At 43.6% G+C, this 20,211-nt stretch carries 18 protein-coding genes, 1 pseudogene and 2 riboswitches; of the genes and pseudogenes, 9 read left to right on the forward strand and 10 right to left on the reverse strand.

The features are described from left to right. Positions 1 to 90: IS3 family transposase (locus tag BLT91_RS29050; RefSeq protein WP_141225025.1), on the forward strand; the 90-nt coding region annotated here is incomplete at its 5' end. A gap of 106 nt (positions 91 to 196) precedes the next feature. Here BLT91_RS29050 and BLT91_RS34090 read toward each other — a convergent pair. Next, complete coding sequence (locus BLT91_RS34090) at positions 197 to 607, reverse strand: phage holin family protein (RefSeq protein WP_090827605.1); 411 nt, start codon at positions 605 to 607, stop codon at positions 197 to 199. A 773-nt stretch (positions 608 to 1,380) separates the two neighbouring features. On the opposite strand from BLT91_RS34090, the gene BLT91_RS29060 reads away from it, so the two are divergent. From BLT91_RS29060 to BLT91_RS29070, 3 genes are all read left to right on the forward strand, one after another. Then, a complete protein-coding gene (locus tag BLT91_RS29060; RefSeq protein WP_254777190.1) occupies positions 1,381 to 4,128 on the forward strand; it encodes a bifunctional YncE family protein/alkaline phosphatase family protein in 2,748 nt (915 codons plus the stop codon). A 145-nt stretch (positions 4,129 to 4,273) separates the two neighbouring features. Further along, on the forward strand, positions 4,274 to 7,423 hold the full coding sequence (locus BLT91_RS29065) for an efflux RND transporter permease subunit (protein WP_090827609.1): 3,150 nt from the start codon (positions 4,274 to 4,276) through the stop codon (positions 7,421 to 7,423). 540 nt (positions 7,424 to 7,963) lie between these two features. Then, positions 7,964 to 8,149, forward strand: coding sequence for a hypothetical protein (locus tag BLT91_RS29070; RefSeq protein ID WP_090827611.1), 186 nt, complete (start codon positions 7,964 to 7,966; stop codon positions 8,147 to 8,149). 12 nt (positions 8,150 to 8,161) lie between these two features. Here BLT91_RS29070 and BLT91_RS32140 read toward each other — a convergent pair whose 3' ends face one another. From BLT91_RS32140 to BLT91_RS29085, 4 genes are all read right to left on the reverse strand, one after another. Beyond that, the gene (locus BLT91_RS32140) at positions 8,162 to 8,326 is read right to left on the reverse strand and encodes a hypothetical protein (protein WP_175532586.1); all 165 of its coding nucleotides are present in this window, start codon (positions 8,324 to 8,326) and stop codon (positions 8,162 to 8,164) included. A gap of 30 nt (positions 8,327 to 8,356) precedes the next feature. After that, on the reverse strand, positions 8,357 to 10,030 hold the full coding sequence (gene kdpA, locus BLT91_RS29075) for a potassium-transporting ATPase subunit KdpA (RefSeq protein WP_090827628.1): 1,674 nt from the start codon (positions 10,028 to 10,030) through the stop codon (positions 8,357 to 8,359). A 46-nt stretch (positions 10,031 to 10,076) separates the two neighbouring features. After that, positions 10,077 to 10,154: a potassium-transporting ATPase subunit F gene (locus tag BLT91_RS34095; RefSeq protein WP_090827630.1), complete on the reverse strand. Its 78-nt coding sequence runs from the start codon at positions 10,152 to 10,154 to the stop codon at positions 10,077 to 10,079. Between the two features lie 330 nt (positions 10,155 to 10,484). Continuing rightward, a riboswitch (cyclic di-AMP (ydaO/yuaA leader) is annotated at positions 10,485 to 10,671 on the reverse strand. A 161-nt stretch (positions 10,672 to 10,832) separates the two neighbouring features. Further along, the gene (locus tag BLT91_RS29085) at positions 10,833 to 11,084 is read right to left on the reverse strand and encodes a hypothetical protein (protein WP_217635296.1); all 252 of its coding nucleotides are present in this window, start codon (positions 11,082 to 11,084) and stop codon (positions 10,833 to 10,835) included. A gap of 287 nt (positions 11,085 to 11,371) precedes the next feature. Beyond that, positions 11,372 to 11,524, forward strand: a riboswitch (cyclic di-AMP (ydaO/yuaA leader). Positions 11,525 to 11,742: 218 nt separating this feature from the next. Between BLT91_RS29085 and BLT91_RS33715 the strand changes: the two genes are divergently transcribed. The 3 genes from BLT91_RS33715 to BLT91_RS29095 are packed head-to-tail and all read left to right on the forward strand — an operon-like array spanning position 11,743 to position 12,408. Next, entirely contained in the window at positions 11,743 to 11,877 is a 135-nt protein-coding gene (locus BLT91_RS33715; RefSeq protein ID WP_302847572.1) for a MerR family transcriptional regulator, read from the forward strand. Positions 11,878 to 11,922: 45 nt separating this feature from the next. Next, complete coding sequence (locus BLT91_RS33280) at positions 11,923 to 12,066, forward strand: hypothetical protein (RefSeq protein WP_254777191.1); 144 nt, start codon at positions 11,923 to 11,925, stop codon at positions 12,064 to 12,066. Positions 12,067 to 12,081: 15 nt separating this feature from the next. Next, positions 12,082 to 12,408: a YnfA family protein gene (locus BLT91_RS29095; RefSeq protein ID WP_090827615.1), complete on the forward strand. Its 327-nt coding sequence runs from the start codon at positions 12,082 to 12,084 to the stop codon at positions 12,406 to 12,408. Positions 12,409 to 13,049: 641 nt separating this feature from the next. On the opposite strand, the gene BLT91_RS29100 is transcribed toward BLT91_RS29095, so the two are convergent. From BLT91_RS29100 to BLT91_RS29115, 4 genes and pseudogenes are all read right to left on the reverse strand, one after another. Continuing rightward, positions 13,050 to 14,087, reverse strand: a complete 1,038-nt coding sequence (locus tag BLT91_RS29100) for an FG-GAP repeat domain-containing protein (protein ID WP_090827618.1) — start codon at positions 14,085 to 14,087, stop codon at positions 13,050 to 13,052. A gap of 491 nt (positions 14,088 to 14,578) precedes the next feature. Continuing rightward, positions 14,579 to 14,869: an MEKHLA domain-containing protein gene (locus tag BLT91_RS29105; protein WP_254777192.1), complete on the reverse strand. Its 291-nt coding sequence runs from the start codon at positions 14,867 to 14,869 to the stop codon at positions 14,579 to 14,581. A gap of 346 nt (positions 14,870 to 15,215) precedes the next feature. Then, a complete protein-coding gene (locus tag BLT91_RS29110; RefSeq protein ID WP_090827620.1) occupies positions 15,216 to 15,587 on the reverse strand; it encodes an SET domain-containing protein in 372 nt (123 codons plus the stop codon). Positions 15,588 to 15,708: 121 nt separating this feature from the next. Beyond that, positions 15,709 to 16,794, reverse strand: a pseudogene (locus tag BLT91_RS29115) (CotH kinase family protein). A 163-nt stretch (positions 16,795 to 16,957) separates the two neighbouring features. Here BLT91_RS29115 and BLT91_RS32145 point away from each other — a divergent pair. Next, positions 16,958 to 17,209 carry a hypothetical protein gene (locus tag BLT91_RS32145; protein ID WP_090827622.1) on the forward strand — a complete coding sequence of 84 codons (252 nt, stop codon included), beginning with the start codon at positions 16,958 to 16,960 and terminating at the stop codon, positions 17,207 to 17,209. Between the two features lie 52 nt (positions 17,210 to 17,261). Here the strand turns inward: BLT91_RS32145 and BLT91_RS29125 are convergent, their stop codons facing one another. Further along, positions 17,262 to 18,017 (reverse strand): YheC/YheD family protein, encoded by a 756-nt coding sequence (locus BLT91_RS29125; RefSeq protein ID WP_175532587.1) that lies wholly within the window; start codon positions 18,015 to 18,017, stop codon positions 17,262 to 17,264. A gap of 845 nt (positions 18,018 to 18,862) precedes the next feature. Here BLT91_RS29125 and BLT91_RS29130 point away from each other — a divergent pair. Further along, on the forward strand, positions 18,863 to 20,211 hold a 1,349-nt coding region (locus BLT91_RS29130), incomplete at its 3' end, for a spore germination protein (RefSeq protein ID WP_090827626.1).

Raw genomic sequence — 20,211 nt, forward strand, 5'->3', positions numbered from 1 at the left:
ATCCACTATTACAACCACAAACGAATAAAGGCAAAACTAAAAGGCATGAGCCCGGTACAGTACCGAACTCATGCGCTAAAGACAGCCTAACTATATACTGTCTAACTTTTTGGGGTCACTTCACGAGGTAAGCTCCTTCACTATTGTTTCTCGTTAACGTAGTTATGTCAAATTGCATTTAACTATCATTCTCCTTTTATCCTTTATTCGTTTTGCTTTTTACTTTTACAGTAAAGATGCTCAATATAATGGTAAGAATCACATATGTCCAAAATCCATGAACTTCAAATCCGGTTAAATACTTATCAAGAAGCCATAACTTTATTGGTGTCAACACAAGTGAAGCTAAGACTAACAATGGAGTAGTTAAACAACCAATCCCAATTACAATGGAAATCATTGAAACTGTTAATAATAAACCGTAAATGAAACTGATAATAAACATAAGCACTGTTGCAAGTATCAATGTTTTTGTATCCGATATGGATATATACTGATTGAAATAATGACTCCCAGACCAAAAAACAAGAAATGTAACCAGTAAGTTGAGTATGTTTCTCAAATATATTTCTCCTTGCTTTCTACTGATAAAATAGCCTGATATCACCTATTGTACTGACCACGATAACTTGGTTCAATTTAACTATTTAATACTTCTTTATAAAATTTCAAGAACTTCCTACAAGTAAAATAATGCTGTTGGACATTAAATACTTTATGAAAATTTCTTTCGTCATATGATAAAACTCAAATTACCCTCATCCCAAATTTAAATGCCGCAGCTTATCCGGATTGCGCATGAGATAAATCTGCTGAACGCGGTCGTCTCTAAACGCCAGGCTAACGACGGTCGGGAAAGGTTCAAAGGGGCTGCATAGCTCAAAGCCAAGCTGTCCGTTGACCTTGATTAGGCGCACGGCTATTTAATTGCAAGTATGTTTATTCTTGAATCATTAATCAGATTTATAACAATGATTTCTTACCATAGCCTTTTTTTTACTATGCGGAGCCATGGTTATTAGCATGATGTATTAATTCTGTTAGTGAATATTTTAAATATTTAGTGTTTATTTATCTAAAAAAATGTAAAGGATGCATGACTATCCGCCTATGCGTCTTTTTCACGCAATTTCATATTTTGTCGAATATACCCCGTCATTTTTCACTTAAATCCAATATATCCCATGGATGCTATCATAAATCAAGGATAATCCAAAATGTGACATCCTCAATCCGAAGTCAAGGCCCAAAATATAAGTAAAATAGTAGGAATTTTCCAATTCAAAGGAATAACATATCCGTCTTACAATCCACTGATCATTGAGGAGTAAAATATTGGATGTAACTGAGAGAAAGATAGTGATTAGGAGGATGTACGAGTTGAAAAAACCATGGAGTAAGATCAGTAAGAAAAACGTGTTTGCCTTGATTTCATTAGGATCCGTAATCGCCGGCGCGAGCAGTGCTTACGCCTGGGGAGAGAATCCTTTTGAATCCAGTCTTGTCGGACGTCAATCCGGTAACAAGGTATTAACACCTGTCAACCAATTCGTCACACCTGCAGGGCAGCAGGTAGAGTTCGGAGGGAATCCCCTGTCTGTTAAACCCCGTCCTGACGGAAAGACCGCTGCAGTTTTAATTGGCCGTAACAATTATGGCGGAAATGGCATCAACATCGTTGATCTAAATACTGGAAATCTGGTAACAACGAACTTCTCCTTGAAACTGAGCCATATGTGGGGATTGGCTTACTCTGCTGACGGGAGCCAACTTTACGCTACTGGCTCTTCAGGCTCAACAGGAAAGATTGTTGTTATGTCAGTGGCTGAAGACGGTACTCCAACAGTGAAAAATACGATCAATCTTCCTTTAGCTACAGTGGGCGGAAATATAAATCCCCAAGACATCGTGCCGGGGCCGGACGGGAAAACCCTTCTTGTCGCCCTGAATCGTGACAATAGCCTTGGTGTGATTGATCTGCAGACGAATCAGCTTACTGACCGAATCCCCGTCGGCAACTCTCCGACGAGCGTTATTGTAAACGGCAGCACTGCATACGTGTCGAACGTGGGCGGCAAGAAAGCCGAGCCTGGAGATTTCACTGTGAACTCCTCCGATACCGCCATTGTTGCCGAGCCGACTGGAAGTTCTGCTTCTGGTACCGTGTCGGTGGTCGATCTTTCAACCAAGTCCATTAGGAAAACGGTTACAGTCGGCCTGCAACCGGCTCGAATGACCGCATATGGTCAGTATGTTTTCGTAGCTAATACAAACAGCGACACGGTATCGGTCATTGATGCGAAGTCCGATGATGTGGTACAGACGATTAATATCGAGCCTTATCCAAAAGCGCCGCTCGGTTCCGCCCCGAACGCCGTCAAGATGATCAATGATCATCAGTTAGCTGTTAGTTTGGGACGCAACAATGCTCTGGCCGTATACGACTGGAAAGGTCCTAAATCGGCGCCCCGCCTTGCAGGACTTATACCGACCGCATGGTTTCCGGTTGATATAGCGACAGATTCAAGTAATCGTCTCCTTGTCGCTAACGCGGATGGAGTCGGTTCGCTCGGGCCGAATCGCGACTTAACCATCCAGGGAATCAAGGTGACAGGTCACTCCTCTTATGCGCAGCAGGGCTCAATATCCATGATCCCATTCCCTTCTGTCAAAGACCTGGTTAAAGGAACAGAAGAAGTGTACGCCAATAACAACTGGTTTAACGCACTTGACCGGAATGCCAAGCCTCGCAAACATGCAGAATTAGCAGCAATGCCTGAGAGGATCGGGGAACCGTCGCCGATTAAACACATCTTCTATATCATTAAAGAGAACCGCACTTATGACCAAGTACTCGGTGACATCGGCAGAGGCAATTCGGAGCCAGCTTTGACCCAATTCGGTGAGAATGTGACTCCTAACTTGCATAAACTGGCAACCGAGTTCCCGCTTTTAGACAACTTCTACATTTCCGGTATTCAGTCGGCAAGCGGGCATCAATGGGTTATGCAGGCAACGAATAATGACTATGAGGATAAAGAAACGGATACTGGCAACGTTCGCAGCTACCCGGGAGGTGCAGGTGACTCTCTGGCTTACGCATCAACCGGTCATATTTGGGATAATGCGCTCAAACATAACGTATCGGTCGTTAATTTCGGAGAAGACACTAATTCATTCACTGGTCCGGAGAAGGCCGGAAACTGGACGGATTGGTACAATGATTACTTAATCTTATCTGGACAAAAGCAAGGAAATCTCCATGTGCCAATCGGACATTACGAAGCCAAAACCGATATTCCTTCCCTCGATCCGATTACTTACAAACCCTTCCCTACGTTTGACTCGTCAATTCCGGATCAGTATCGTTATGAAATCTTCAAGCAGAAATTCGACGAGTATGTGAATAATAAAAACTTGCCTCAACTCGTGCAGATGTGGGTCATGAACGATCACACCGCTGGAACTTCTACGAATTTCCCAACACCGCAAGCACAGGTTGCGGATAATGACCTTGCTGTCGGTAAAATCGTTGAACTCATTTCTCACAGTCCATACTGGAAGGACTCTCTTATCGTCATTACGGAAGACGACGCGCAAAACGGCCTGGACCATGTAGACGGTCATCGCGCGCCTGCAAACCTAATCAGTCCATGGATCAAAAAAGGTGTAACAGACAGCCATTATTGGACAGTCATTAATATGGTTAGAACTATCGAGCAAATTCTGGGGCTTCCGCCGATGAATCAGAACGATGCAGCTGCAGCGCCGATGAGTGAGCTCTTTACCAACGAGCCGGACTTTACGCCGTATGACTATGTGCCGAATCGTATCGCCCTTGACACCTTAAATGGACAGCCTGGATCCACTGCGCCGGCAGTTCCAATAACAACGACGCCGTCGAATCCGCCAACAGCGTCCGGTTCAAACCCGGAAACAAACGATCTTGCGAAACTATGGATGGATTGGTCTGATAAGAATAAGGGTAACTTTAGCGGCGAAAATGCGGGTCCGGATAAAACGAATGCAAATATGCTGAATCATGTAATCTGGTACGCCACAAAGGGTTATGATCAACCGTATCCTGGAGAGCAAAAGGTTCTGACACCTGACGAAGTTGCCAAGTAACCGGAAAGCAAAGTCCCGTCTCCTGCACAAAATTAATAGTTCAATAAAGTAAATGGGCTGCCGCCTATGCCCCCGGTTTTTGAGCTTAGGGGCATGAGCGGCTCTTTTATCGTAAACTTGTATGGCAAGGAGTGTAGATTCACAGATGAACAGACTTATTGAAGCGACCATGAAACGATCGATTCTCCTCATCACTTCCATTGTCATCCTTATAGTCTGGGGTGGAATATCGGCTTACCGGATGCAGCGGGACTACTTGCCACCGATCAATAATCCTACACTAATCGTTTCGCTTCACGCACAGGACTACCAAGCCGATCAAATCAAAGCTACCATCTTGGCGCCAATAGAAGCTTCGCTCCGAAAGCTGAATAGTCTTGACGCTTTGGAAACTAACTCTTTTGACGGCGGACTGGTGATTAGCTTATACTTTCCCGTCAATTTCGATATGAGCCGCGCGGAGAGCGATGCGATTCAGGCATTGGATCATCTTTCATTACCGCGAGGCGTGGAGATGCCGTCTGTTACTAGAGTAAGAACGAGCTCGTTCCCGATGATGAGGCTAAGCTTGACCAGTCCGTCAGGACATGTGGACGAAGCTACGCTGCGCACCAAGGTACAGGTACAAGTAACTGATGAACTAAAGAGATTACCCGGAATAACCGACGTTCATGTAACCGGAGCAGCAAGAAACGGATATGTCTTGTCGATCCGAATGTCGGATCTTAATAAGAACGGATTGACTTTAGATGATGTTAAACAATCTCTCGCCGACATTCGTCCGCTTTGGGTACAGGGGAAAATAACTAGCAATCAAGTCTCTATCCTTCTTCAAGCTGCTGACTGGAAAATAAATAAGCAGGATCTGAATCAACTCCCTATCCGAGGAGCGGACGGACATACCGCCAAACTCTCCGATATAGCAGAACTTTCTGAATCAATGGTTGACTTGCAAACGATATCCCGTACCGATGGAGCCCCAAGCGTTTTCTTCGATCTACTGAAAACTCCATCAGCCGATATTACCAACATATCGGAGCAGGTCCGAAGCCGAATCCAACAACTCCCTGGCTTGCAACAAGATGATTTGAAGCTTACCGTGCTATTCGATCAAGGCGAGCAGATACAATCCTCGTTATACGGTTTGTTAAAGGAAGGGCTGTTGGGATGCCTGCTGTCCATGGTTTGCGTTTTTTTCTTCTTCAGAAATATTCGCTCCACCGTGCTAATTGCTCTTTCGCTGCCTATTTGCCTTATGGCAACAACAGGGTTTTTACATACAATGGGCATCAGTCTAAACATACTGACCGTTTCCGGTCTGATCGTGGCCATGGGAAGGGCTATTGACGATACGGTCGTCGTTCTTGACAACATGTACCGAAAGGCACATGAAACTCAGGCAAACGTGAGTCCCCCTCTTCTGGCTAAAGCGGTTATGGAAATGATGCCGGCAATTGTGTCCTCCACAGCGACAACCGTTGCCGTCTTTATTCCGATAGCTATCGTCGGGGGTATGATCAGCTCCGCTTTTTCTGGATTTGCATGGTCGTTTGTCATTTCACTCCTTACCTCATTGTTAGTTGCAATTTTCGTTGTGCCGGTACTCTATCATTTATGGTATAGAGGTCGGCTAAACAAACCGGCAATTTCCATCGAACCTGTCGCACAAGAACTGTTAAACTGGGCTTTTCAGAGAAAAGGTAGAATCATTGTTGCTTTTAGTGTGATGCTTCTCATTGCGGGTACGGGAGCGTTTCTACTGCCGGTCAATTTTTTGCCTGCCAATCGATCCGGGCAAATCAACGTTCAATTGGAGTTTCCTGCAGGAACAGTGATGACGCAAGTGGATGCAACCGTCAAACGGATGGAACAAGCGTTAAATTCCGACCCGGACATTACGACTTTCTCTTCAGTGCTTGGTTCTTCCTTTACCCCTCAGTTTGACGATGTGTTCGATGCCGGCGGCGGTTGGATCCAGAGCGATAATGTCGCCAATATTGCCGTATCGATCAAGAAGAGCGCTGATATCAACATCGTAACGGCAGCTCTGGAGAAGCAGCTTACGAGCATCTCGGGCAGCGCGATATGTACAATAACGAACCAAAATATCTCCGGTGATGATTCGCAGCTGAAGGTTGACCTCAACGGGGTGGATGCTGCAACTCTCGACCAAACGGCTAAAATCATCAGAAGCAAGCTGCAGTCCATTCAAGGACTCAGTGTGGCGGGCACCGCCGATGACAAGGAGGGTCTCCCCCGTTTCATACTATCGGTGAACCGGGGAGTTATTGCACAAGCTGGGGTCCAGCCGGAGGAAATTTATAAGCGGGTACGGGAATATTTGTCCGAAGGAACAAGGATCGAGGTGACGACTGGAAATCAGGAAACGATACCGGTTGACATTCATACCGATAAGTTTGCGAAGGTCGGAAGCTCATCCTCCGCCATGACGGAACCACAAACAGAAATCCTTACGCTGCTCGGGAAAGAAACCTTTAGAGGGAAAAATGGTCGGGACATTCGACTGGACGAAGTCGCATCCCTCAGCCCTGCAAAAGGAGCGACCGTCATTCGTGAACGCGAAGGACGCCCCTTCTCAGTTGTAACGGCCAACATTACTTCTAGAGATGTGGGAAAAGTTTCCGGACAAGTAAACGATGCGCTCGCCCAATTGAAGTTACCCTCCGGAGTCCGATACTCGATCAATGGGGTTTCCGCTCAAGTAGATCAGATGATCATTCAAATGGGCATTGCTTTGTCTGTTTCCGCATTACTCGTACTGTTCATTCTGAGCATCGTATTTAAAGGCTGGAGAGCACCGCTAACTGTATTTTCATGCATTCCGCTAGCTTTTACGGGCTCAATTATCGGAATGCTCGCTTCAGGGGGAGAGTGGAATCTCGCCTCACTCGTTGGATTGTTGATGCTATCAGGAATTGCGGCAACGAACGGAATCGTACTTGTTGATAAGATCGAACGACTCTTGGCCAGCGGGATTCATCCACGGAAAGCGATCGTCCAGGGCACGGCATCGAGAGTGCGCCCGGTGCTGATAACCGCGGGGACAACCATATTGACTCTTCTTCCACTATGCTTTTCTAGCGGCAGCGACACCGTCGTCTCGCAATCGCTTGGAATCGTCGTGGTGTGCGGCATGATCAGCTCAACCGTCATCAGCCTACTGGCGATTCCAATTTTATACGAAATACATAGCCAACGCTCCGCTTGGCTTACGGCTTTAAAGAAGGAAAAGATGTCTGCTCTGGTAAACGCCCCCCCGATCCAACAATCATAATATAATAATAATATTTAGGTGGAATCACACTAATGTTCTCAAAACTGACAGTACTTAGTTCTGTGTTAAGCTCCTTGGTGATGGCATCGCGCTCGTGAGTTGAGAACACTCTGCCCTTGTAGTTCAGAAAAGGCAACCGATCCACCGGTTGCCTTTTCTTGTCTTTTATTAAGCTCTTGTTTCTCGTTAGCCATACATGCAGCGAAAGATCAGCGCTGCACCACAGAGGATGAAAATGGATAAAATCTGTCAATACTTCTACTATGGCTGGGAGAAGAAAGTCTATAAACTATGGTGCCCTTAGAGCCCAACCGTTAGTATGACTCCAACCATCTCGGTGCATCACAGACTGTCGCACCCAATATGGGTATCACTTATGGGAAATTAATCCTTTTTGACTGGTTGCACCAGCCTTACCTTTGTTTTTGGAAGAAAGTCGTTTTACTACCACCCAACTCCATAATGATCAATCATTGAATGCAGTCTTTTTATTTTGATAAAATTGACATACGAATAACAAAGAATTGGAGGTGATACAAAATGAATCAAAATGGCAACCAAAAATCTATTGATGTAACAAATGAACTTAATCAGATTATATCAAGCTCAACAGCAACAGATGTTTTATATACAATGATAAAGTTAAAAATATATCTTTTGTTCATTTACAATTACATTTTGACTTGGCAAAAAACACTACTGATTGAACTATCGTTTTTCCGTTAGCTTAGTAAATTACTACATAATTCCCCACGGACATCGAATTGAGTTACCCGGTCCATCCCCGCAATACCGATCGCCGACATTTTTGATCTTCACACGCGGGTTTAATTTCTTAAAGACATCGTCCAATGCTTGCGACACGATGTCCTGGGTTAAAGTTTTCTTGCGTTCTATTGCCATATAGATCCTCCCTTAAATGTTCCGCTAAACTCAGTGCGGCATTGCCAGATGTTCAGCAATAGGTCCCAGTGCTAGTGCCGGGAAGAACGTAAGCGCTCCGATGACGAGAATGATCATGATCAAGATTCCCGTGAATAGAGGAGTGTTCGTCCTAAGCGTTCCTGAAGTAGCCGGAACCACGCGCTTGGTAGCCAAAGATCCCGCGATAGCAAGCATGGCGATGATGGAAACATATCGGCCGAACAGCATAACCAGTCCGATGCCCAAGTTATAGAAGTTGGTGTTCGCATTTAATCCGGCGAACGCCGAGCCGTTATTGGATGCGGCGGAAGTGAATGCATAAAGCACTTCGGACAAACCATGCAATCCACTATTTGAGATCGAGTTGATCGCTTCCGGACGAAGGAGAGCCCAAGCTGTCGGTACTAAAATAATGAGCGGATGAACCAGCAGCGCGATCGAGGCCAGCTTCACTTCTTTACCCGTGATTTTTTTGCCTAAAAATTCCGGCGTACGGCCTACCATGAGACCGCAAAAGAATACGGATAGAATCAGATACAATATTCCGTTTAACAAACCGACACCCTTAGCGCCAAACACGTTATTCAACATCATTCCGGCAAAGGCGACGAAGCCGCTCATCGGCGTTAAAGATTCATGCATATTGTTCACGGAACCCGTATTCGTTGTCATTGTCTCCGCCGTGAATAATGCGGATCCGGATATTCCGAAACGGACTTCTTTGCCTTCCATATTGCCATGAACGCCCATTGCATCCAGTGCAGGAACTCCCCGGAATTCAGCTGCGAAAACGGTGGCGAGTATGACCAGGAAAATGATGCCCATAGCCGCAAATACAGTCCAGCCCTGCTTCTTGTTCTTGATCATGAGCCCGAAAGCATATACCAGAGCGGTCGGCAGCAGCATCATGCAAATCATGTGAATGAAGTTAGATAACGGTGTCGGATTCTCGAATGGATGCGCCGCGTTCGTGCCGAACCATCCCCCGCCGTTCGTCCCTAGATGCTTGATGGATTCGAGTGAAGCCACCAAACCTCTGGTAATGATTTGCGTGCCGCCTTCCAAAGTGGTAGCGTCGATAGCGCCTTTAAAGGTCTGTGGAACGCCTTGGAATACCAAGAACAAAGCTACGATAAAGCTAAGCGGAAGGAAGATGCGCGTAATGCTGCGAATCATGTCCACATAAAAGTTGCCAAGGTTGTCTTGTCTTCCGATCAGACCCCTAATAAATGCTATTGCAACGGCGAAGCCAGTTGCCGCGGACGTAAACATCGGGAATGTAACGGCAATCAGCTGGGAGAAGTAAGACAGTCCGTTTTCCCCGCTGTACGATTGCCATTCCGCATTCGTAGTAAAAGCAACAGCCGTATTAAACGACTGTGCAGCCGGCATATTGTCAATGCCGTCCGGATTGAGCGGCAAAAACTTTTGAAGCCGGAATACCGCATACAGGAGCAGCATTATAATAAAGTTAACCATCAGCATGGCTGCCAGGTACTTCTTCCAGCCCATTGTCTCGTTTTCACGAACTCCCATGAATCGATAAGCAATTCGTTCGAATGGTCCGAACACACGGTCCAGTCCGGTCTTCTCGTTATCGAATACCTTCACCATATAGCGACCAACCGGCCTTACGAGCAGCAAAATGATAACCAGTGTAATGGCTACCTGTAACAATCCCATACCCATCGCAGGAAATCCCCCTCATCTTGTTCCAAAAAAAGTTCATTCAAAATTTTTCAGGCTTTACTAAGACAAATCCGAGATACAATACTAATGCAACCGCTATGATCCCAATAGCAATCATGGAGACCCTCCTTACGCTTTCTCGCTAAAAATCAAAAATCCCCATAAGACAAGAAAGGACAAGACGAACAATAAAATCGATACATAATCATTGGACCACATTCTCTGCGACTCCTATTGCTCTTTTTCGAAGAATTTTTTTCAATACCCTCCTAAGCAAGGTAAAAAAGAAGCCAAGGAAGAGGTTTATCTTAGCTGTTTTTTTGGCACAGCAAAAATATACGTTTCGAGGATAAAACGAAATAAGCGATCTATATTCTTTTTGGACAATAAAAAACCACAGGTGCACATGTCACTCTGTGGTCAATTTACGAACACATAGTTTCATCATCCCTCTCTTCACATGCGCTTACGAGGTTAGCTGACGGATTCGGGCTGTGAGAGACGCCCTACCTTGGGACATGGCGGCATGTCCTAAGGATTCACCCCGATGATCCCTCATTCGGTTCTCACACCAAATGCGGCATCATGTTTTGGTTCCCCCGTTTTCCATAACGGAAATTAAGCATTTAAGAACTTGGAAACTTTATTTTTGAATCATGAATCTTATCTTACGCTTTAGCGAAATCTTTGTAAAGCAACCGATATATGGACTTTTTGCCGTTTTTCGATCTTTTCTAACAAGAATAGCGCTTACTTTCTGATACTTCTCGATCTACCTCTCTGCAGATCAGTGTTACTATCGTTTACACGTTTTTCGCGGATCTTCTCTGCCATCTGCACAGTCCGGTCCCGGATCGTTGGGATACCTAACGGACGTCCCATCCGGTTCGGTATTTCTATCAGATTCACTGGGGACGGTCTCTCGAGTCCATGCTTCCCACAGAACGTCTTTCCGAAATACTTTGTCGTACAGAGCATGAAACTTGCGCATTGGGTTATCCTTAGCTGCTAGATAGAGGGTATTTTGGAGTCGTCGAGCGTTTTTCATTGGTGGCGTTAGCCTTACGTCCGGCATTCACTTGCTCTTACCTCCTCGATATCCCCTGAACGCCAAGGCATCGGCAAGGCTATTCAGTCCCTTCAAATGGTTTAACATAGCATCAATTTTTAAGTCAAAAATGGAATTATACAAAATGCTCAGATAGATAATATAAGATTTTTGTTGATTTATCCGCTTTAATTAATGTTAATATCCGAATAACCGGATTAAACAGCTGATCACGATTTTACTTTACTGCAGGTTCAGAGTATGATCTTTCTTGACAAACGCATATTGCAGTTAAATCGCTGAATTCCCGTACTAGGAAACAGGGGAACCAATCTAAACCAATCAATTTTGGTTTCACGGGGTGAATCCGTACGTTTGCATCGCAAACGCAGGTAGGATACTCCGACAGCTAACCTTGTAAGCGTATTGAGAGAGCCCTTATGGTGCCTTAGCAGACGTAGATGCCTGTACAAGAAATCCAGAAGCAGAGTTTCTCTGCTCTTGGTTTTCTTTTTTTTATATAAACCGGGTAATGACAGCTCCGGGAATCAGAATGGCGGAAAAAACATTTCGATCGGATATTGAAATTGGGCGAATCTCAACGGTCCGAACGAAGGACAATCCACGCTGATGTCTTATGCAAACCGCGCCTTTCTAAATTGGGCAGCTCGCGGCAAGGACAGAATTGAACGCATCGACACTGCGGTATCAAGAATCCGTTGGGTTGCTTCCTGCTCCGGAGCAAATCGCTCAGCAGACCGGTTTTAGCATACAGGAAATCACTGTTTTGTAATAGGGATTTGAAGCCGGCGATTCACTGTCCAAGCGTTGGGCACAGATGGCAAAACAAAAACGGAATGAACTTGAGCAGCGGAAGCAACTGATCAATTCGATGATACAGATTCTTGATAACGGCTTGATCTGCAAATACCTTACTTGGTCGGAATGTTTAGAGAAGATAGAAAATAACGGTTCGTGTTAGAAAGGGAAAACAGTAATGTTGAGGTCAATATTTATTTTTTTGCTTGCCGGTCTTGCAGAAATTGGCGGGGGGTATTTGGTTTGGCTCTGGCTACGGGAATCAAAGCCCCTTTGGTATGGCGTTGTTGGCGGCATAATTCTTATTTTATATGGTATCATTCCAACGCTACAAAGCTTCCCATCGTTCGGGAGAGTCTACGCTGCTTATGGCGGTGTATTTATTGTTCTCGCTGTACTATGGGGTTGGTTTGTCGATAAGAAGACACCAGATATGTATGATTGGCTGGGAGCCTCTATTTGTATTGTAGGCGTGTCCATTATGCTATGGGCACCAAGAAGCTAGGTTTAGGTTTAGGATTTTACTACGTTAATCTGCCCGTTACTTCAATAAACAAAGAGGAGATGCCGGCGAAGCAAGCCCCTCAACTATAGTTATCAATTCTTATAGCACCAAATAGTTTAAAACAGCTGCCGATCGATCCTCTAGAATACAAGCAAGGGACTGCCACGGATTAATCTCCTAATGTCATCATGATTATACGTTATTGTTATGTCGTAAAACGATTAAACGCTAATGTTTGTGTCGCCGGACAAGACGGTGACACAAACATTAGCGTATTCACTCTTCATTCCTGGCGTTAATTCAGTAAGTTTCGACAAATTACTACCCCTTTTAGGCTCGTTTCAAAATTAATAAGAACGAACGAAAACGACAATCACGATCAAGGCAGCAACAAGAACCAGCCGGGAAATATTACTGTAATTGGTCGTCGATTCGTTGTAAGGTATCTGGTACATGATTTTCCCTTCCACCCCCTATCGTCGTTGACATTCGCCACGGCTTGCGGAAAGGACTCATCTGATCTCGACCTCGTCTCAAGGTTATTCATATGGGGTTATTTCTCTAGCTGATGTAATCATAGCATAACAACGAAAAAACAACTCCCCTTCCTTATCGTGCAGGCAGCCGTTTTTGTTCTACAATTATGAGTTGTTTAATAGAATGGAGACATTATCGGAACCACGGTTTGAGACGGCCAGATCGAGTTTTCCGTCACCGTTGAAATCGGCGGCAATAATGCCGGAAGGTTTATCCCCCACTTTGAAGTTATTAGCCTTTTTAAAAGTACCGTTACCTTTACCCTGCAAGATCGAGACATTATCAGAACCGCGGTTTGCCACGGCCAGGTCGATTTTACCGTCACCGTTGAAGTCGGCATGCGTAATGGCATCCGGGCGTTCACGAACTTTGAAGCTGATCTCATTTTGGAAAGTTCCGTTTCCGTTGCCCAGCAAGATCGAGACATTATCGGAGCATCGGTTTGCGACGGCCAGATCGATGAATCCGTCTCCATTAAAATCTGCAGCAGTGATAGCAGCCGGGTGCTCACGCACCAAGTAGTCGACCGCCGCTTGAAAGGTTCCGTTTCCGTTGCCCAGCAGAATGGAAACATTGTCCGAACCGCGGTTTGCAACAGCCAAGTCCGGGAATACGTCTCCGTTAAAATCTGCTGCAGTGATAGCAGCCGGGTGCTTGCTTACCAAGTAGTCGACCGCCGCTTGAAAGGTTCCGTTTCCGTTGCCCAGCAGAATGGAGACATTGTTCGAACCTTGGTTTGCAACAGCCAGGTCTGGGAATGCGTCTCCGTTAAAATCTGCAGCAACAATAGCAGCCGGGTATTTGCACACATTGTAGTTGCCCGCGTTTTGGAAGGTTCCGTCACCATTGCCCAGTAGGATCGTGACATTGTCCGTACCGCGGTTTGCCACGGCCAGATCGACTCTTCCGTCAAGGTTAAAGTCAGCGGCAGCGATGGCATCCGGGTGCTTGAGCACTTTGAAGTTCTTGGACTTTTTGAAGGTTCCATCACCTTTTCCCAAGAGGATGGAGACATTATCGGAACCGCTGTTGGCGACGGCCAGGTCAATAAATCCGTCTCCGTTAAAATCAGCGGCAACAATGGCCTCCGGATCATCCCCTACCTTGAAATTCTTTGCAGACTTAAAGGATAAAGAACTCATATTAAAAACTCCTTCTCTTTGATGAAAAGTAGAAATCCTATAGTATTAATCTATGTGGAACGATAATATTTGATAGGGATAGATAGATCATATGAAACACACAATTTGGTATAAGTTTTTTTACAACTGGCTTTAACTCAATTAATTGCTGATTGCTCATTTTTTTATGGGATTATTTGTACTAGCTCCATCAGGTTCGAATAAATTACTTGATTACACATTAATAATTCAACCTCCTGTAAACACTATTTTACAAATTTAAGTTTTTATTATTCAACTCTATTGTCCTTACTACAGTGAAAACTCAAAAAGAAGCCACTACAAAGCAGCTCCTCCCTATACTGCCCGTTACTTCAACACATGATAAAGGGGTCGCAGCAAAGCAAGGCCCCTCAACTATCGTTCCCTTAGCCAACCATGCCGCTCACGGCATCACATATCCCATACATCCCATACATCCCATACATCCCATACATCCCCCATTGTGAATATTAACCGTAGTTAGAATAGGCTACAAACCTTCCAAAACCGATATTCAAATAAGACGATGCTCTCGGAATGTAGCTGCTTGCCCATGAATAATTATAGTTTTCATCTGTAAGATTCCACTCTGTCGCCTGCATGATGTAAAATCTCCGGCCGGTGTTGGAAATCCGAACACCTGTGTAATTGTCAACATAGCCATTTTCGCTGATGGCCTTCAGGAAGGCAGCTCGTTCCTCGCGTTCCATCGGTTCTGCGGTTAATCTCGACGGGGTGTTTGTGAACGTCTCCCAGTTCATCTCCCATAGTTCTAATGCTGCCCTGTTACCGAAATTTAAGATCGGATCGGGGTTAAATGCCAGTTGTTAGCTGCTTGTTCACAAAAGCAGGTGTTTTGTGGATAAACTCAAGCACATTTTTTCATGTTGTGTGCGAGACGATCCTTTCCTCTTTTATAAGGAATATTTTTAATTATAATTCTACCATTTTGAATAAGGAATGCTATTTTCAGTAGTTTTGATCCGTAGAATTTACTGAGAGAGTTGCTTGATTTCACAACCATTTTGCTGAGTTGTTAAAATGAATGGTGTGAATAAAATAAAAAGAGCCCAGACATTTGCTGATGTTCTGTAACTCTTGAGATAGTCAGTCAATTACATCAAACCATAGAGGAGAATTGTCATAGGGGTCGCCATTATAATTTACAGTGATTTCGTCCCCTGTTTTTATATCTGAAAACGCGTAAAAGAGAATAGTGCAATTATCCACATTTGTATGATATCTCGCATTTGGAGTGTACGAGTGATTATAAAGGGAACCGTATCCTAAAGCTATGGCTTTATGCTCTCCCCATTGGAAGACGTAATTTGAGAGTATGGACTTTCTCATCTGCTTCCACTCGTCTTTTGGTATGACAATTAAGGGTGCTTCTTCAATAAATTCACCTTTTTTTATGTCACAGGCAGCATAAATCCCGCGACCATATTTTCCAGTATCTTTTATATATATTATCCTCATAGCAACACCTCGCTCAATATTAATGATCTATCAAAATGGGATTTTTATGATACTATATAATATTTATTAATAATCAGATAGAAACGGCGAAAGACTTAGGAGATTCGTATATTATTAAAAGTTATAATAGATCCTTTAAATGATTTCGCAGATAGCGACTGCGATCGGCAACGAAACGTAAGATAAATTCGGGTTCTAGATCAAAATTATCGATCAAATTTTTTTTGTGTGGATCTAAGAATACATAGGGCGTTAAATAACTGTATAGATCTCTTATTTTCGGCTCCAAAGCTGCCACCGTAAACGTGGTCTCCAGAGTCTGCTCAAGTATAAGCCGATATTGATTGCGGTATTCTTTAACATCAAGAAGACGTGCAGAAAGTGTATTATAACCTTCAATAGGGACATAATCGTATTCCATAATACCTCCGTAGACATTTCTTCCCCATGTGGCATCATAATCCCATGGAATCATTTCATATAATCTCGTTTTTCCATTACGATGAAGAGCATAATTGTGAATAAAACCGTCACAATTCTGAGTACAGACCACTCCACATAACCACAACAGATATTTATTAACATCAATATACTTTATGATTTCTTCACCAAAGCAGCTTCGAGGAGTAGCATTGACAATTTTAATAAGTTTTTCTAGATGAAGATTGTCTTCCACGTTTCCAACCTTGCGCATATATCCGGATTGAAGGGATTTTTTCAGCTCTTTTTAAGGAGTTAGTAAAGAAAAGTTGGCATGGTAATCATCTGCATAATAAATGGCACCTTCTTCTAATTGACGCTTGCATAAAAAAAGATCATCAACAGATTCAAGCTGTAAATATATGCCCATAGGGTTTCCATTAATTTCGATGAAGACATGTTTGCTTTTAGGGGACAGGATTCCGAGAATTTGAAAAAAGTCCAGAGCTAATTTGTTTCGAATCAAAGAAGGATCGCAATATTCAGCATTCAAGTGAACTTCTCGCGCTTCAAAATAGTCATTGTATTCCCCAAACTCCATTCGATATGATTTTTTGCGGAATTTTCGTATGTGATTCCCACGATAGGTAATGCCTATGTCATAAGAATCATTACCGACTTCCAGTTTTGACGGAACGGGTTCCTCGTTCCATATGTTACTTTGCAATTTTTCAAGCCCTTCGTGCCCAATCATAATATTATATTTCGGGATAGTATGATGCTGCATAACATCATTCCTTCTATTATTTTTGTCTAGTATTATATGAGCAAGCAGATGGAAGTGATACCAAAATAAATAGAAACCCAGAACAACGAACATCAAATATACATAAACTATCAGTACCTTGAATGATATTTAAGGAAAAAACTTTAGGAGGTGAATCTTTTTTATGGAAGAGGATCAAATCAAAGAATTAATTGAGAAAGTAAAAGAGATGGGATTGGAAGAATTCTTGGATCGCAATCCTGTTGATGAAGGAACCGACGACGAAGGTAACGATGCGACGGTAACGTCACACAAGGTAACGTCACACAAGAAAACGTCACACAAGGTAACGTCACACAAGGCAACGACACACAAGAAAACGACACACAAGGCAACGACACACAAGGGAGCTGACCACAAGGTAAAACGGACGTGAGTTAAAGACACAACAAAGTGCTGCAACACTTTGCAGCACTTCTGATATTGAACTATCGTTTCTCCATCATCCGCTTGTTTTTGGTGAGCTCCGCATACCGCATGATTTTGCGAAACATCCGCTTATCGGCAAGGGCATTAAAAATGTATTTATCCGGCATCGTATTGACTTCTATGATCCAAGGCTTAAGCTCTTTATCTATTCCTATATCCACCCCATACGCCAGAAACCGTGGAAAAATGCTGCTCATATGTCTGCTTATCCGAAGGCCTAGTGTATTCAGCAGATTAATATAGGGAGCCTGCTTCGCACGGGGCACAAAGGGCGCCAGCAACTCATCGACCTGCATCGGCATGCCGCCGCTGTGGTAGTTGGTCACGACTTTATGAGGTCGAGCTAAGCGTCCCACGATCCCCGTTACTTCCCACTTGCGCTGAGGGCTACGCTGAACCATGATGCGTAAATCGAACGGCCGTTTCTGATAATGGAGCAGAGGGATGCCCTTTTGAACAAGGTAGATTTTCTTCACCTTTGCCTTCGCGAAAGCGGCATACGCCCCATCGAAGGTTGTGAATGTTCGGCTATGCGTACCGTTCTGCAGGCGATAGTAGTTACCATGCTGAGAAAGTTTAAATATACCCATGCCCCCAGTTCCGTGGTTCGGCTTTAGATAGAGTGTGTGATATTTCTCCAACATCCCGTGTATGTTTACTTTCGTGGCAAGTTTCGTCGGCGGCAGGTGGCGAGCCAGCTCCTCATTGGTCAGCATAGCACGGTATTTGCCTAGCTTGTTATTCCAGTAGACCATGCATGTCATCACCTCAGGTCACTAAATATCTGTTCTCTTTTGTTATATGAAGAACATTCAAACGATGTTTGGACACTTCGTAAAACTTTATCGTATAAGAAAAACCTTAGGGCATCAGTACTTGTTTATGTGCATTAAACTAAGCGCCCCGCGGAAGCATGTGTTCAGTACGTTGCCCGTTACTTAATAAACAAAAGAGGAGCCAACCCCTTTTTGTATTCAATTTAAATACTGAATGCACCTAACTCGTGAAAGTGATAATGTTCTTGACACTCGGTAGCTGCGCTAGTTCAATTTTTCAAGTCGGTAATCGGACAGTGTTCTTGTCACAAATCGGCAATCGGATCAAGATCTTGACATTGCCAATTGACAAGAACTTGATCCGATAACTAAATAGCCCGCGATTTATGCGGATTTGATTCGAACATTGTTCTTGTCAACCGAAAAGTTTAGGATAATGGCTCTCCATCCATTCTCTATCAGCCTTCATTAATCTATTATACTTTGAAAAACCGAATAACCTATTAATTTCGCTTCCTGATCTCCCTTTTTTTAGGCTATTCATAAACTCCAAAAACTCAACCTTATCAGTATTAATATCTATTAGTTTTCTAGAGCGGCTGGTAACCAAATATTTAATTTGAAAATTGTCTCTCCAGCAGACCCTAATTCTTTGGAAATGGATAGTATTGATCTGTTCTCGGAAAGCATCTTACCAACTGTTTCCTTCCAAAGGAACCCCATGTCTTTTACTCTATATTTGTTCGGATTATCAGTTTTTTAAAAGTCAAATGGTGCTCTCCCTAATGAAATGGAAGACCCTGACACTCATGCTCATACATTGAATGGGTATAGTATTCCATATTTTGGCTCATAATAAGGTGAAGATATTAGCGAGAGGTGTGTTTCCAATTCCAGAAAATATATACACGGTTTTGAAAGATACCATCAAATCGAATGATTTTGTGCAATCTGTGCATACTATCCACGGTAAACGGATTCACTTTACATATTGCAAAGCCATAGTAGACCAGGAACTTATTCACCACGAATTATTGCACCGGATTCAAATCTCAGAAGCAGAAATTAATCATCTTCTTGCGTTAAAAAATTTGATTCCGCTGGAGAATATCAAGTTATCATCAAATGTGGACGAGGTTTTACAAAGTTTGATTAGAGGCTTCATTTATGTTCAGCTGGAAGCTGATTTAAATGAAGGGCTATTAATCAATATTGTGGATCTAAAACGCGGCTATCGGAGTAATAATGAAGCGGATAACGAATACAGCGTCATTGGCCCGAAAGTCGGCTTTGTCGAAGATATCGATACCAACCTAAATTTACTTCGAAAAGAGCTTATTTCAGAGAATTTACGATTTGAGGAGTACATCGTAGGTTCACTTTCACAAACAAGAGTAACGATTGTTTATGTGGACGGTGTTTGCAACCCCCAGCATGTAAATACAGTAAGACAAAGAATAGTAGATTCTGATAGTGACGTGTTATTTGATAGTTCTATTCTTGACCAAATCATAACGGATAACGCAAATTCACCTTTCCCTTTATTTATGTCTTCGGAACGTGTAGACAGGGCAAAATTTAGTCTTATGAACGGCCAAGTGGTCATATTAAGCAGTGGGTCTCCTTATTTCATATCCGGACCTATCACCGTGTTTGATTTTTTCGCCTCACCCGAAGATTATTATCTGCCATGGGTTATGGGTTCTTTCTTTCGGTGCATAAGGTATTTGGGAGTTGCCTTCTCTATTCTTGCATCTCCCTTCTATGTTGCCGTGTTAACCTTTCATTATTCCGTCATACCGCAATCTCTTCTAAGCCCGATTATCGAATCTAGAGCGAACGTTCCCTTTGCGCCGATTATTGAAGTATTGCTCTTAGAATTAACCGTGGAACTATTACGTGAAGCTGGCGCCAGATTGCCAACCAAAGTCGGACAAACGTTGGGGATTGTAGGCGGTATCGTACTCGGGGAAGCAGCCGTGCAAGCCTCTCTCACGAGCAATGTATTAATTATCATTGTTTCTCTCTCTGCTCTTTCCTCATTTGCTACACCCATCTTCAAAATGGCTAATACCATACGTTTTCTAAGGTTTCCATTGATGGGCTTAGCGGCAGCATGGGGTGGTTTAGGCATAATGATTGGGGTCGAGCTTCTTTTAGGCCATTTGTTGAG

The organism is Paenibacillus sp. yr247 (assembly GCF_900103825.1).
Classification (GTDB): Bacteria; Bacillota; Bacilli; order Paenibacillales; family NBRC-103111; genus Paenibacillus_E.